Below are 14,603 nucleotides of genomic sequence, written 5' to 3' on the forward strand. Positions count from 1 at the left end.
TTACGGATTATCATTATGTTACGATCATTCATGTTCCTGCTCCTCACCAGCATTAGCGGGATGAGCTATGCCACCTGCTCCGGCAGCAGCATCGTTTATGGCACGCCCATTACCGTGGATTTATCGGATAAGCTGAGCCCCGCCACGCCGACCTGGACAGGCAGCTTCTCCACCCAGTACAGCGGCTCGTTCAACTGCACGACGGGCAACAGCGAGTTTTCATACACGCCGATCCTGTCGACCGACAGTAAATACGCCACCATCCTCGGGTTCAGCAACAATAAGTATATGGTGCGGGCGGAGATCACCAATCCCCCGGCCAACAAAACCCTATCCGCCAGCGGAAACCATACGGCGGCTGAACTGAACACGCCGTTTACGGTTCGCTTCACCCTCGTTAGCCAGAGCGGCACCACGCTGACGGGTGATACGGCGAACATGAGCGACGTTCTGTTCGTGAGTGACATGAGCGGATTGTCGTTTTTGGAAATCATCCTCTGGCCAATCAATCAGGTCATCAAAATCGCCCAGTGGTTATTCAGCGGGTTCAAGTGGCCTTACGACAACCGCGATATGTTTGGTCAGCCGATGATCATCAAATACGCGCCGAAGCTGACTACCTGCTCCTTTGACAACGCGGGGCTGACCGTGGCGCTTCCGACGCTCGGCATTCCCCAGCTCAGCGCGTCCTCACAGCCGGGGCTGACGCCTTTTTCACTGAACATGAGTTGTCAGAACGTCGGGGTTAACGGAAATTCCGATCGAACAATCGAGATGTTTCTTTCCAGCACGCAGCTGCTGTCAACCGACAGCTCGGTGCTGATCGACGGCAGCAGCAGCGCGGCGCAGGGCGTGGGGCTACGGCTGATAAAGCGCGATGCCCCGCAGACGCCGGTAACCTTTTCGACCTCAACCACCAGCCGCGGCAACGCCACGATGATTTTCAGTGTGGCGGCTGGCGCGGCGCTGAACGACCATTTCACCGTTCCTATGGCCGCGTACTATTACGTGTGGGCACCCGCCCGGTTAAGCCAGGGCAAGATCAATACCTCGGCTACGCTGAATATTATCTATCCCTGATGTGAACTATTCCTCCATCTTTCCAACCATTTGCACATACTTAATCAGTTCGCTATGGTTGGAAAGATTCAGCTTTTTCATCGCATTGTGTTTCTGTGTGGCAATGGTGCTTACCGAGCGGTTTCGATGACGGGCAATCTCGGTCGTTGAAAATCCTTCCACGATAAGATGAAGCACCTCCCACTCTCTGGCCGACAGGATAGATCGCGATCGGGAACCTGACCGCACTACCCGCCTGAGCCACGAAGAGAGCGACGGTTTTTGTGCATCCGTCATGAGCAACGCGGGTAATTCTTTTTTTAGTTCAGTTAATTCATCCTGCTGGCTGATGGTTAATTCAAATTTCATCTCCAGAACTTTTTTTAACAGCCCGTACGGCAGTTCGGGTACCAAAAGCACACGGCTGACGTGATGTGATTTACATAAAGATGTGAAACGGCTGCTGATCTCTGCACTCCACTCTTTATGATTAAGCAGATAATTAAATTCAGTGAAGAAAACATCCACATCATTATCTGCCACCGCCGCCAGAACCTGTTCTATGGAATCGACCTGAGTAATCTTCAGTACGTAATCGGGTAAAAGGTCCTGGAGCGCCCGGCATATTATCTCTTTAAATATATTTATTTTGTAAAACACCATTACCCTTACGACACGCTCAGTATTATCCATATCTTTTCTAAATTCTCGTGACCGGAGGAAAACGATAATAGTTTATGTATTCACCACTCACAACCTCTTCGCGCCAGGATTTTATCCTCCTCAGACTTAAAATTCTGAACAAGGACATTAAATTTATAGAAAAAATTCTATTTTATTCTGAAAACGCTTTTCTCTCGCAGAGAAAGGTCTGTAGATAATCCTGAAACGATCGTAACCTTTCTGACATAAACACCAGTAAGCCACTGAAAAAACGGGGCATAAACCCCATTAAACAACCGCCAAATGCTTATTATCCACGCTTTTGCAGAATAAAAATCTGGAATGAATATTATTAGAAGATTAAAAAGATTGCATTTATCATTAAAACCATTTTTCAATTTTATCTTCCGCTAATAATTGGCAGCAGCTTTACTCGACAGATTGTATTGGCTTACATTGATGTCATCGCATCGCGTTATTTGAAAAAAGTGTTCGCTATTCTTTGTGAAATAAGAGAGTGCGAGTCCACCAGTATCTCTTATATGGACTGTTTACTCAGCGAAAGGAGAATGCCAATGCAAAATAAAAAAACAATTCAGGTTGCCGTTGTTGACAGCTGCGAATTCACGATGATTGGCCTGCAATCGCTTGGAAAGCGTGAGCCTGACGAAAAACAGGATGTTATTTTCCATGGATTTACCCATATCGAAGAACTCGCTAAGAGTGAACAACTCTTTGATATCATCATTTATGATCCATTGAATACGCGTCATTTCCGGGTGACAACAAATGACGACATCCTTTGTATTAAACAGAAGCAAGTGACGGCGAAGATCTATATCTATTCGTTATCCGCAGGCTATTTGAAATTCAAACATGTTGATGGGGTAATCAGTAAAAGAGTCTCACTGGGGGATATCAAAGCGCTGTGGCAAATACTGATGAGCCAGACGCCGCAAGGATCTGGCCGTTACAACGTGGGCATGACCACCCGCTTACGCACCCCGGCAAGGCTGTCCAGCGAGGAGGCCAGCGTACTGCGCGGCTATTCCTGTAACCTCAAAACCAAGCAAATCGCCCGCCAGCTGGGGTGTAACGTCAGGCTGGTGTATTTCTATAAAAACAATGCCATGAACAAGCTGAAAGCCGTGCGTGGCCCCTCGTTTTACCAGAGCATTCGCTGGATCCTGAATTAAGAATTTGACCGTGTGTCGTTTGCCTTTTGTTCCCGTGTCCGCGGGAACCTTTTTTCATTTTCTTAAGGCTGTAGCATGTATACCGTTCTTCCCTCTCCCCTGCTGCAACGTATCTCAGGGCTGCGATTTCAGCCGCTTGTCGATCTTCATTCGGGCCAGGTTTTCGCGCATGAAGTTCTCGTGGAGATCCATAACGTCAATCTGGACATATTGTTTGCCTCTCTGCCTTCGCGCAGCGCGCTGCAAATCTTCTTCTGGCAGGCCAACACCCTTTTACAGATACCTGCCCGGGACGCTTACTGGCTAAACCTTCCCGCAGAACACCTTCTTAATGAACACGCTATCGGGCTGTTGCTGGCGTTGCGCCATCAGCACCGTCTAACGATTGAAATTCAGGATCCCCTCACCATTACGCAGCTGAGTGATGCTGAGCAAGGCCGTCTTCATACCACGCTTGTTCGGCTTAAAGAGGCCGGATGGCAAATCTGGCTGGACGATTTAACCCGGGAGCTGGCTGAGGCGTACGCGCGGCTTGCGCTGCCGCTGGACGGGGTAAAAATCGATCGCTCAGCGCTGCGGGAGCGCGCGCCGCTTGCCCCGTTTGTGCAGGAGATCAGGGCAGGCATCGCGCAATCAATTCTTATCGAAGGCATCGAGAATTCGCGGGATCTGGAGCGGGCCCGCGCATCCGGCGCACAGTCTGGTCAGGGTTTTCTGTGGCCCGAAAGCCGCACCGATGCCCGCGTTACGCTGTGAGGGCCAGCTTACCGTGGCCTACCAGCCCGGCACCGCGCCACCGTTAAAAAGGGTCTCTGCCGCTTTCGCCACTTCCGGCGACTGATAGGACTGAATAAATTCCTTCACGTTTTCGGCGTCTTTGTTGTCTTCACGCGTGACCACTATATTCACGTAAGGCGAGTTTTTGTCCTCAATAAAGACGCTGTCATGTACCGGCGACAGCCCCGTTTGCTGAAGATAAGTGGTACTGATGATGGCCACATCGACTTTCGGATCGTCCAGCACGCGCGGCAGCTGCGCCCCTTCCAGCTCCATAATCTGTACGTGTTTGGGATTCGCGGTAATATCCAGTGCCGTCGGCAGCAGGCCAACATCCGGCTTAAGGGTAATCAGCTTCTCTTTTTGCAGCAGCAACAGCGCGCGCCCCAGGTTGGTCGGATCGTTTGGAATCGCAATGGTGGCGCCGTCCTTCAGCTCAACAATCGATTTTATCTTTCGGGAGTAGCCCGCCATCGGAAAGACGAAGGTATTGGCGACGGCGACCAGCGTGTAATTGTGCGCCTTGTTATCTTCCGCGAGAAACGGGCGGTGCTGGAAAACGTTAGCATCCAGCTCGCCCTGGTTGGTGGCATCGTTGGGTAGCAGCGAGCCGCTAAAGCCCACCAGCTCCACGTCCAGACCGTATTTCTCCTTTGCCACCTTTTTGGCGACTTCCGCCACGTCCTGCTCAGCGCCATTAATCACGCCGACTTTAATGTGTTTGGCATCATTGCCGCCTTGATCGCAACCCGCCAGCAGCAGGCCCGCGAGCACCAGAGCACTCAACTGAAATTTCACGAGACAGTTCCTTTCGACAGTGGTTTTGAAGACTATATCGACAACGAGACGGCAGGCTAAAAAACGAAAAGGCATCAGTAAGACGGATAGGTTATATGCGGCCTGTTGCCGGATGGCGCTGCGCTTACCCGGCCTACGTGACGGGGGACGTGTAGGCCCGGTAAGCGTAGCGCCACCGGGCGATGGGGTTCAGGCTGCGGTAGTCCAGTCCTCAACAGTAAGATCCTGCACCATCCCGAACGCACGATCGTTCGTGACAATCGTCGTTCCCCGGCTGATGGCGTGTGCGGCAATCAACTGATCGAGATCGCCCATCACCTTCCCTTTCTTTTCCATTGCCGCACGCAGTTCACCGTAGGTGGCTGCGGCTTCGCTATCCCAGGCGCAGATGGTTATGGTCTTAAGAAATTCCATTATGGTTTCGTGCAGCTTGTTGTTTTGCTTTTTGGCTACGCCGTAAAGCAACTCCGCCTCCGTTACGCTTGAAATACACATCTTTTCAGGCGTGATTTGCGAATATCGGTTTACAACCTCAGGATGCTGCCTCACCAGATGGCTTACTATGTTAGTGTCCAGCATATGCAGCATCGTCTACAGCCCTTCCAGAGGATCTCTTGTCGTATAGCTTTGATTGCGCTCCTCTTTACTTAGAAAAGAATCAGGCACATGCGTTTGTTTGAGCATGCGCAAAAAGTTATCCCTGTGCCGTTCTTTCTCAGACCTTGCCGTCAAAACCACATTCCCCTCCTCATCCCGGCGGATATAAACACTCTCCGTTTCAAACGCAAATTCCTCAGGCAAGACCACGGCCTGGTGTCGTCCTTTTTTGAATAGTTTCGCTGTGCGCTCCATGGCAACCTCTGTCGGTTTATTGACCAGCCCACAGCATGCGCTCGCGCCCCGGAAAGCGACAAGAGAGACATTTAAAATTCAGAAAGCGACTCGCAATAAATAACAGAACCGCTAACCTCACGCCTGCCGACGCAGCGGCGCTTCGCGCAAAAACCACGACAGCACAAACGCCAGCACCATAATCCCTGCCGCAAGCATAAACACCGCATGGATAGCCGAGCCGAACGCATCCAGATAGTCCAGACGCAGTGCATCAGGCAGATGGTGAATGGCAACGGGATTGAGTTCACGCGGCAGTTCAGCCCCTTCCGGCAGTCTTTCTGTCAGGCCTGATTGCAGAATATGGGTGAACACCGCGCCAAACAGCGCAACGCCAATAGCCCCGCCGATGGAGCGGAACAGCGTTACCCCAGAGGTCGCTACGCCGTATTGATCGGCAGACACGCTGTTCTGCACCGCCAGCACCAGCACCTGCATCACCAGCCCAAGCCCCATGCCGAGCACGCTGGTAAACAGGTACAACTGCCAGGTGGGGGACGTGACTGAAATACGCGTCAGTAAAACCATTCCCACCACGCCGAGCAGCGTGCCGAGGATCGGAAACAGGCGGTATTTCCCGGTGCGGCTGATGATGCGCCCGCTGATGATGGAGGTGAGCAACAGCCCGCCCATCAGGGGGATCAGCTGCAAACCGGCCTGCGTCGGCGTGGCATCTTTTACCACCTGTAAATAGAGCGGCAGGAAAGTGACGGAGCCAAACAGCGACATGCCGATAATAAAACCGATCAGGCTACAGAGCAGAAAGCTGCGGTCGCGGAACAGCGACAGCGGAATGATCGGCTCCCACGCCAGCCGCTCTTCGTAGATAAACCCGGCGATCCCCGTCAGGCCGAAGGCCAGAATGCACCACAACTGCGGGTCGCTCCACTGGCGAAGCGTCCCCCCTTCGGTGGTAAACAGAATGATGCACAGCAACGCCATACTGAGGTAAATCGCCCCCAGGTAATCAATCTCATGCTTGCTGCGCCGCGCGCTGCCGTGGAAGACCGCGCCAATAACAAGCAGCGCAAACAGCCCCAGCGGCAGATTTATGTAGAAAATCCAGCGCCAGGAGGCGTGCTGAACGAGAAACCCGCCGATAAGCGGGCCTATCACCGTCGCCAGGCCAAACACGCCGCCAAACAGCCCCTGATAGCGACCACGCTCGGCAGGCGGGATCACATCCGCCACGGCCGCCATACTGATCACCATCAGACCGCCGCCCCCCAGCCCTTGCAGAGCGCGCATCAGCACCAGCTGGGTCATGTTCTGCGCCAGACCGCACAGTGCCGACCCCACAAGGAAAAGCACAATCGCGATTTGCAGGACGATTTTACGCCCAAACAGATCGCCGAATTTGCCGTACAGCGGTACCACGATGGTCGAGCTGAGGATATAGGCCGTCACCACCCAGGAGAGCTTATCCAGCCCGCCCAGTTCGCCGACGATGGTCGGCAACGCGGTGGAGACAATGGTCTGATCCAGCGCCGAGAGCAGCATCACCAGCAGAAGTGCGCTGAACAGCAGCTTGATCGACGGCGCGTTTTTCGCAGGTTGAGTCATGACGTCAGACTCCATAAGAGAATCGCTTGAAATTAATTAATCGAATAATTAATATTCAGGTAAGTTATGGATAAGATCAAGAGACAGCGCGACCGTGCCAGCACTAAAAGACAATTCTGAACCCCGCCGTCCCGGTCGTCCGCGCGGCGGCAAACGCGTTACCGCCAGCCGCGAGCAGCTGCTGGATATCGCCCTGAACCTCTTCTCCCGCCAGGGGATTGCCAATACCTCGCTGAACGCCATCGCCCGCGAAGCTGGCGTGACGCCCGCCATGCTGCACTATTACTTCAACTCCAGAGAGCAGTTGCTGGATGCGATGATCGAGGAGCGCTTTCTGCCGTTACGCGAGCGGATCGGGACCATTTTCGCCGACAATCGGGAGTCTCCGGTCAATGCCCTTACGGAAATGGTTAAGGTGCTGGCCGAACTGGCGGAAGAGCACCACTGGTTTGCACCGCTGTGGATGCAGGAGGTGATTGGCGAGATGCCAGTACTGCGTACGCATTTGCAGGAACGTTTTGGCGATGAGAAATATCAGACCACGCTGACAACCATTAAAGGCTGGCAGCAGGAAGGAAAGCTGAATCCGGCCCTGGCCCCCGAACTGCTGTTCACGACGCTACTGAGCCTGGTGCTGGTGCCGTTCTCACGCATGCGCAACGACGAGAGGCTTAGCGCCCTCTCGCCGGAGAAAGTTGTGCGCCACGTGTTAGCCGTGATCGGCAACGGGATCGGCGGTTAAAGATGTTTGGTCAGATAGTGTCTCTGCATTCCCTGATAAGGGTAATCCTGCAAGGACATCTGCACCTGATAACCCTGCTTTTCATAGAACGGACGCGCCTGGAAGCTGACCGTATCCACCAGCGCGTGACGACAGCCTTTGCGGCGGGCCTCTTCTTCGGCCGTTTTGATGAGCTGGCTGCCAACGCCCGTTCCGCGCACGCTGTCGCTAACCCACAGAAAGTCGATGTTCAGCCAGTCGCCTTTACGTACGCCGATTAATCCGCCCAGCATGACGCCGTTGTCGTCTCGCACATATACGCCAATATCGCCGCTAAACGTCGCAAGATCTAAATACTGCGCGTTATAGGCTCTTAGCCCCGTTAATAATTCTTCTTTTTCTTCAGCCGTGACATTATCTGTAATGCTCAGGTGCATAATTTTCTCCTTATTTTCAGCGCAATCTGAATATCTCACAGCTTAACCTTCATAAAAACTCCTTATTTCCTCCATTGTTTAAACAAGGAAATATTCATTCAATATGTAAATAAAAAAAGCCTTTCCAATAGGCTCCGAAAACGTATAATGAGAACGATCATTCTCACTTTTTACGGTAGCCAACGATGAGTACAAAGCTGGAAGAACGACAAAAACTGCGACAGGACGAAATCATCACCGCCGCGCGCCGCTGCTTTCGCGCCAGTGGATTTCACGCTGCCAGCATGTCGCAGATTGCCAGCGAAGCCAGGCTCAGCGTCGGACAAATCTATCGCTATTTCAGCAACAAAGACGCGATCATTGAAGAGATGATCCGTCGCATTATCGACTCACGTATCGAGGAGATGCAGGGTAAAACCCTGGTTGAAGGGATGCCGCAGGCGCTTGCCTGGCGCCAGACGCTTAACGAAGATGATGACGCGCTCATGCTTGAAATGTCCGCAGAGGCCACGCGCAATCCGCTGGTGGCAAACATGCTGATCGAAGCCGAAGCCCGCATGTTCGCCAACGCCTGTGAGCACCTGAAAAAGCAGTTCCCCCACCTGAGCGATGAGCATATTCGCTGCTGCGTGGAGATTACCGCCGTGATGATCGAAGGCACGATTTACCGTCGACTCACGCCATTAAAAGTGCCGTCAGAACAATTAGAGCCCATTTATCAGAATATTTTAAATATGCTTTTCTCTGCGAAGTAATCGCATGTGAATAATTAGCGGAAATAAGTAATTTCCTTTTTTTCATTTCTGGCTCTGCCAGAGATGTGGTATCGCTGTGCTTTTAATTAGTCCTCCTCCCTGTTAAGCGATTAACAGGGCAGGCTTCGCTCACCCTGGAAAAAGATTATGAAAACCATAACAACCTCCATCGCGGCATTACTCCTCCTGACAGGGTGCGATAATGCGCAAACATCTGCTCCCCAGCGTCCTCTTCCGGAAGTGGGGATTGTCACACTCATGAGCCAGCCGGTGTCCGTCGTCAGCGAGCTGACCGGTCGCACCACCGCCGCGATGAGCGCCGAAGTGCGCCCCCAGGTGGGCGGCATTATCCAGAAACGGCTCTTCACCGAAGGCGATACGGTCAAGGCCGGGCAGGCGCTGTATCAGATCGATCCTTCCAGCTACCGCGCCGCGTACAATGAAGCTGCCGCCGCACTAAAACAGGCGCAGGCGCTGGTGCAGGCCGACTGCCAGAAAGCCCGGCGCTATGCGCAGCTGGTGAAAGACGACGGCGTATCACGACAGGATGCGGAAGACGCGAAATCGACCTGCGCGCAGGACAAGGCCAGCGTCGAGTCAAAGAAGGCCGCGCTGGAGAGCGCCCGCATTAACCTTAACTGGACCACCGTCACCGCGCCGATTGCAGGACGTATCGGTATCTCCTCGGTGACCCCCGGCGCGCTGGTCACCGCCCAGCAGGATACGGCACTGGCCACCATTCGCGGGCTGGACAGTATGTACGTCGATTTAACCCGTTCCAGTGCCGATCTGCTGCGATTGCGCAAGCAAACCCTCGCCAGCAACAGCGATACGTTGAGCGTGTCGTTGACGCTCGAAGACGGCAGCACCTACAGCGAAAAAGGCCGCCTGGCGCTGACCGAAGTGGCAGTAGATGAGTCTACCGGCTCTGTCACCCTGCGCGCCGTCTTCCCGAACCCGCAGCATCAGCTTCTGCCGGGCATGTTCGTCCGCGCCAGAGTGGATGAGGGCATCAAGAATGACGCGATCCTCGCGCCGCAGCAGGGCATCACCCGCGACGCCAAAGGTACCGCCACCGCGCTGGTGGTGAACGCCAGCAACAGGGTCGAGCAGCGTCAGCTGGAGACGGGCGACACCTACGGCGACAAATGGCTGGTGCTGAGTGGCCTGAAGGCGGGCGATAAGCTGATAGTGGAAGGTACCGACAAAGTCACCGCCGGGCAGGAAGTTAAGGCTGAAGCGATGAAAGCCAGCGGAGGAAACGCCTGATGTTTTCCCGTTTCTTCGTGCGCCGCCCGGTCTTTGCCTGGGTTATCGCTATTCTTATCATGCTCGCCGGGATGCTGGCCATCCGCACGCTGCCGGTCGCGCAGTACCCGGACGTTGCGCCGCCGTCGATCAAAATCTCCGCCACCTATACCGGTGCCTCCGCGCAGACGCTGGAAAACAGCGTGACGCAGGTGATCGAGCAGCAGCTGACCGGGCTGGATAACCTGCTCTACTTCACCTCCACCAGCAGCTCGGACGGATCGGTGAGCATTACCGTCACCTTCGAGCAGGGCACTGACCCGGACACCGCTCAGGTGCAGGTGCAGAACAAAGTCCAGCAAGCGGAATCGCGCCTGCCGACCGAGGTGCAGCAGTCCGGGATCACCGTCGAAAAATCCCAAAGCAACTTCCTGCTGATCATGGGCGTGTATGACAAAACGGATACCGCCAGCAGCTCGGATATCGCCGACTGGCTGGTGAGTAATATGCAGGATCCGCTGGCGCGCGTGGATGGCGTCGGTAGCCTACAGGTGTTCGGTGCGGAATACGCCATGCGCATCTGGCTCGATCCGGCGAAGCTGGCGTCGTACTCGCTGATGCCCTCCGACGTACAGAGCGCGATTGAAGCGCAAAACGTGCAGGTCTCTGCCGGTAAAATCGGCGCGCTGCCGTCGTCGAACGCCCAACAGCTGACCGCGACCGTCCGCGCTCAGTCGCGCCTGCAAACGGTCGACGAGTTCAAAAAGATCATCGTCAAGAGCCAGTCTAACGGCGCGGTGGTGCGCATCAGCGACGTCGCGCGCGTGGAGATGGGCAGCGAAGATTACACCGCCACCGCGAAGCTGAACGGCCACCCGGCAGCGGGTATGGCGGTGATGCTCTCGCCGGGCGCGAACGCGCTTAACACCGCCACGGCGGTAAAAGACAAGATCGCCGAGTTCAAAAAGTCGATGCCGGAAGGCTACGACGTGGCCTATCCGAAAGACAGCACCGAGTTCATCAAGATCTCCGTTGAGGACGTGATACAGACCCTGTTCGAAGCCATTATCCTCGTGGTGGTGGTGATGTACCTGTTCCTGCAAAACATCCGCGCAACGCTGATCCCCGCGCTGGCGGTACCTGTGGTGCTGCTGGGCACCTTCGGCGTGCTGGCGCTGTTCGGTTACTCCATCAACACCCTGACGCTGTTTGCCATGGTGCTGGCGATAGGGCTTTTGGTGGATGACGCCATCGTGGTGGTGGAAAACGTCGAGCGTATTATGCGCGACGAAGGGTTGCCCGCCCGGGAAGCGACCGAAAAATCAATGGGCGAAATTTCCGGCGCGCTGATCGCCATTGCGCTGGTGCTCTCTGCGGTATTCCTGCCGATGGCCTTTTTCGGCGGCTCGACCGGGGTGATTTACCGTCAGTTCTCGGTCACCATTATTTCGGCGATGTTCCTTTCCGTGGTGGTGGCGTTGACCCTGACGCCCGCGCTGTGCGGCTCGATTCTGAACCACACGACGCCGCACAAGAAAGGTTTCTTCGGCGCGTTTAACCGCTTCTACAGCAGGACCGAGCACGGCTATCAGAACAAGGTCCTGCGCGCCCTGCGACGCTCCGGCGGCATGCTGGCGATCTACGCCCTGCTCTGTGGCGCGATGGGCTTCGCCATGCTGAAACTGCCGGGCAGCTTCCTGCCAACGGAAGACCAGGGAGAAATCATGGTGCAGTACACCCTGCCTGCCGGCGCAACCGCGGTGCGTACCGCCGAGGTTAGCCGCCAGGTACGCGAGTGGTTCCTCACCAAAGAGAAAGCCAATACCGACGTCATCTTTACCGTTGAGGGCTTCAGCTTCAGCGGCAGCGGCCAGAACGCCGGGATGGCGTTCGTCTCCCTGAAGAACTGGTCAGAGCGTAAAGGCGAGGAAAACACCGCGCAGGCCATTGCTCTGCGCGCCACGCAGGAGCTGAGCACCATTCGCGATGCGACCATCTTTGCGATGACGCCGCCGGCGGTGGACGGTCTGGGCCAGAGCAACGGCTTTACCTTTGAGCTGATGGCAAGCGGCGGCACCGACCGCGACGCGCTGCTGAAACTGCGTAACCAGCTGATTGGCGAAGCGAATCAGGACAGCTCGCTGCACGCCGTGCGCGCCAACGATCTGCCGCAGATGCCGCAGCTTCAGGTGGATATCGATAACAACAAAGCCGTGTCGCTGGGGCTGTCCCTGAGCGACGTTACCGACACCCTCTCCAGCGCCTGGGGCGGCACCTACGTGAACGACTTCATCGATCGCGGTCGCGTGAAAAAGGTCTACATTCAGGGCGACAGCGACACCCGCGCGGTACCGTCGGACCTTAACAAATGGTATGTGCGCGGCAGCGACAGCACCATGACCCCCTTCTCCGCCTTCGCCACCACGCGCTGGGAGTATGGCCCGGAAAGCCTGGTGCGCTACAACGGCTCGGCGGCGTATGAAATTCAGGGTGAAAACGCCAGTGGCGCCAGCTCCGGTACGGCGATGAGCAAAATGGAGCAGCTGGCGAACAGCCTGCCGTCCGGCAGCACCTGGGCGTGGAGCGGTTTATCCTTGCAGGAAAAACTGGCGAGCGGCCAGGCGATGAGCCTGTATGCCCTTTCCATCCTCGTGGTGTTCCTGTGCCTGGCGGCGCTGTATGAGAGCTGGTCGGTGCCGATTTCGGTCATTCTGGTGATCCCGCTTGGGGTGCTGGGCGCGGCCGTTGCCGCCTCTCTGCGCGGCCTGAACAACGACGTCTATTTCCAGGTGGCGCTGCTGACCACCATCGGTCTGTCGTCGAAGAACGCCATTCTGATTGTCGAATTTGCCGAAGCCAAAGTTGCCGCAGGCTACTCCCTGACGCGTGCCGCCCTGCGGGCCGCCCAGACGCGTCTGCGTCCGATCATCATGACCTCGCTGGCGTTTATCGCCGGCGTGACGCCGCTGGCCATCGCTACCGGCGCCGGGGCCAACAGCCGCGTGGCGATCGGTACCGGCATCATCGGCGGGACGCTGGCCGCGACGCTGCTGGCAATCTTCTTTGTTCCCTTATTCTTTGTACTGGTGAAACGTCTGTTCTCCGGTAAGCACGCAAACCGGAGGTCATAATGTTTCGTGTCACTGTTTTAGCGTTAGCCCTGCTGAGCGCAGGCTGTGTGTCGTTAGACCCAACCTACCAACGCCCGGACGCCCCCGTCCCGGCAACCTTACCCGGCGCGCACGGCGAGGCCAACGCCGTGGTGAGCCAGTGGCAGCAGGTGATGAACGATGCGCGGCTGAAAAGCGTGGTGACGATGGCGCTCAACAGCAACCGCGACGTGCAAAAAGCGATTGCGGATATCGACGCCGCTCGCGCCCAGTATGGCGAAACGCGGTCGTCCCTGTTCCCGACGGTGGATGCAGAACTGAGCCACACCCGCAGCCGCACGCTGGCGAACGGCGTGACGACGAGCGACGAAGCCCGCGGCGCGGTCTCCAGCTTCGAGCTGGATCTGTTTGGCCGCAATCAGAGCCTGTCCCGCGCCGCGCGTGAAACCTGGCTTGCCAGCGAATTCACCGCGCAGAACACGCGCCTGACGATGGTCAGCGAGCTGACCACGGCCTGGGTGACGCTGGCGGCGGATAACAGCAATCTGGCGCTGGCAAAATCCACTCTCGAGAGCGCCGCGAACTCGCTCAAGATCGTCAAACGTCAGCAGGAAGTGGGCGTGGCCGCCGCCACGGACGTCAGTGAGGCGATGGCGGTATACCAGCAGGCGCGCGCCAGCGTGGCGAGCTACCGGACGCTGGTCATGCAGGACAAAAACGCCCTTAACCTGCTGGCGGGCGATACGGTGCCCGATAACCTGCTGCCCGGCACGCTGGAGAGCCTGAGCGACAACGCCATCACGCTGGTTCCGGCGGGCGTCAGCTCCAGCGCGTTGCTGCGCCGCCCGGACATTCAGGAGGCGGAACATAATCTGCTGAGCGCCAACGCCAGTATCGGCGCAGCGCGCGCCAATTTCTTCCCGACCATTTCGCTGACCGCCAGCGCGGGGGTCGGCAGCGATTCGCTCTCATCCCTGTTCAGTCACGGCATGAAGGTCTGGTCGTTCGCGCCGTCCATCACCCTGCCGCTGTTCAGCGGGGGCAACAATATGGCGCAGCTGCGCTATGCGGAAGCGGAGAAAAAAGGGTTAATTGCGACCTACGAGAAAACCATCCAGAGCGCGTTTAAGGACGTGGCCGACGCGCTGGCGCGGCGCGAAACGCTGAGCGAGCAGCTCGATGCCCAGCGTGAATACGTGGCGGCGGAGCAAAAAACACTGGATGTGGCGACGCGCAGCTACAGGGCCGGCGCGGGCGATTATCTGACGGTGCTTACCGCGCAGCGGTCGCTGTGGTCGGCGCAGGAATCGCTGATTGCCTTGCAGCAAACCGACCTGGAAAACCGCATCACGCTGTGGCAATCGCTGGGCGGTGGGATTCAGTAG

General features: G+C 56.2%; 14 protein-coding genes. 8 read left to right on the plus strand and 6 right to left on the minus strand.

What is annotated here, in order from left to right:
• Positions 1–15 precede the first annotated feature (15 nt).
• A complete protein-coding gene (locus tag IM300_RS17785) occupies positions 16–1,080 on the plus strand; it encodes a fimbrial protein (RefSeq protein ID WP_193037630.1) in 1,065 nt (354 codons plus the stop codon).
• 6 nt (positions 1,081–1,086) lie between these two features.
• Here the strand turns inward: IM300_RS17785 and IM300_RS17790 are convergent, their stop codons facing one another.
• Entirely contained in the window at positions 1,087–1,722 is a 636-nt protein-coding gene (locus tag IM300_RS17790; RefSeq protein WP_193037689.1) for a LuxR C-terminal-related transcriptional regulator, read from the minus strand.
• Positions 1,723–2,297: 575 nt separating this feature from the next.
• Between IM300_RS17790 and IM300_RS17795 the strand changes: the two genes are divergently transcribed.
• Positions 2,298–2,918: a LuxR C-terminal-related transcriptional regulator gene (locus IM300_RS17795; protein ID WP_193037632.1), complete on the plus strand. Its 621-nt coding sequence runs from the start codon at positions 2,298–2,300 to the stop codon at positions 2,916–2,918.
• 75 nt (positions 2,919–2,993) lie between these two features.
• The gene (locus tag IM300_RS17800) at positions 2,994–3,674 is read left to right on the plus strand and encodes an EAL domain-containing protein (protein ID WP_193037634.1); all 681 of its coding nucleotides are present in this window, start codon (positions 2,994–2,996) and stop codon (positions 3,672–3,674) included.
• A gap of 18 nt (positions 3,675–3,692) precedes the next feature.
• Here the strand turns inward: IM300_RS17800 and nlpA are convergent, their stop codons facing one another.
• The 4 genes from nlpA to IM300_RS17820 all read right to left on the minus strand — a co-directional run bounded on the left by nlpA (position 3,693) and on the right by IM300_RS17820 (position 6,962).
• Positions 3,693–4,493 carry a lipoprotein NlpA gene (gene nlpA / locus IM300_RS17805; RefSeq protein ID WP_193037636.1) on the minus strand — a complete coding sequence of 267 codons (801 nt, stop codon included), beginning with the start codon at positions 4,491–4,493 and terminating at the stop codon, positions 3,693–3,695.
• Positions 4,494–4,682: 189 nt separating this feature from the next.
• Positions 4,683–5,081: a type II toxin-antitoxin system VapC family toxin gene (locus IM300_RS17810; protein WP_107534356.1), complete on the minus strand. Its 399-nt coding sequence runs from the start codon at positions 5,079–5,081 to the stop codon at positions 4,683–4,685.
• A gap of 3 nt (positions 5,082–5,084) precedes the next feature.
• Positions 5,085–5,345 carry an antitoxin gene (locus IM300_RS17815; protein ID WP_193033077.1) on the minus strand — a complete coding sequence of 87 codons (261 nt, stop codon included), beginning with the start codon at positions 5,343–5,345 and terminating at the stop codon, positions 5,085–5,087.
• A 117-nt stretch (positions 5,346–5,462) separates the two neighbouring features.
• Entirely contained in the window at positions 5,463–6,962 is a 1,500-nt protein-coding gene (locus IM300_RS17820; protein ID WP_063868676.1) for an MDR family MFS transporter, read from the minus strand.
• Between the two features lie 79 nt (positions 6,963–7,041).
• Between IM300_RS17820 and IM300_RS17825 the strand changes: the two genes are divergently transcribed.
• Entirely contained in the window at positions 7,042–7,689 is a 648-nt protein-coding gene (locus tag IM300_RS17825; protein WP_063868675.1) for a TetR/AcrR family transcriptional regulator, read from the plus strand.
• On the opposite strand, the gene IM300_RS17830 is transcribed toward IM300_RS17825, so the two are convergent.
• Complete coding sequence (locus tag IM300_RS17830) at positions 7,686–8,105, minus strand: GNAT family N-acetyltransferase (protein ID WP_063868674.1); 420 nt, start codon at positions 8,103–8,105, stop codon at positions 7,686–7,688. The genes IM300_RS17825 and IM300_RS17830 overlap by 4 nt on opposite strands.
• Positions 8,106–8,290: 185 nt before the next feature.
• Between IM300_RS17830 and IM300_RS17835 the strand changes: the two genes are divergently transcribed.
• From IM300_RS17835 to IM300_RS17850, 4 genes are all read left to right on the plus strand, one after another.
• The gene (locus tag IM300_RS17835) at positions 8,291–8,860 is read left to right on the plus strand and encodes a TetR/AcrR family transcriptional regulator (RefSeq protein WP_022646570.1); all 570 of its coding nucleotides are present in this window, start codon (positions 8,291–8,293) and stop codon (positions 8,858–8,860) included.
• Positions 8,861–9,007: 147 nt separating this feature from the next.
• Positions 9,008–10,129 carry an efflux RND transporter periplasmic adaptor subunit gene (locus tag IM300_RS17840; RefSeq protein ID WP_193037638.1) on the plus strand — a complete coding sequence of 374 codons (1,122 nt, stop codon included), beginning with the start codon at positions 9,008–9,010 and terminating at the stop codon, positions 10,127–10,129.
• A complete protein-coding gene (locus IM300_RS17845; protein WP_193037640.1) occupies positions 10,129–13,239 on the plus strand; it encodes an efflux RND transporter permease subunit in 3,111 nt (1,036 codons plus the stop codon). Before IM300_RS17840 ends, IM300_RS17845 begins: the two co-directional genes overlap by 1 nt.
• Positions 13,239–14,603, plus strand: coding sequence for an efflux transporter outer membrane subunit (locus tag IM300_RS17850; RefSeq protein WP_193037642.1), 1,365 nt, complete (start codon positions 13,239–13,241; stop codon positions 14,601–14,603). The genes IM300_RS17845 and IM300_RS17850 overlap by 1 nt, the downstream gene beginning before the upstream one ends.

The organism is Enterobacter cloacae complex sp. I2, from assembly GCF_014896205.1.
Taxonomy (GTDB): Bacteria; Pseudomonadota; Gammaproteobacteria; order Enterobacterales; family Enterobacteriaceae; genus Enterobacter; species Enterobacter quasihormaechei.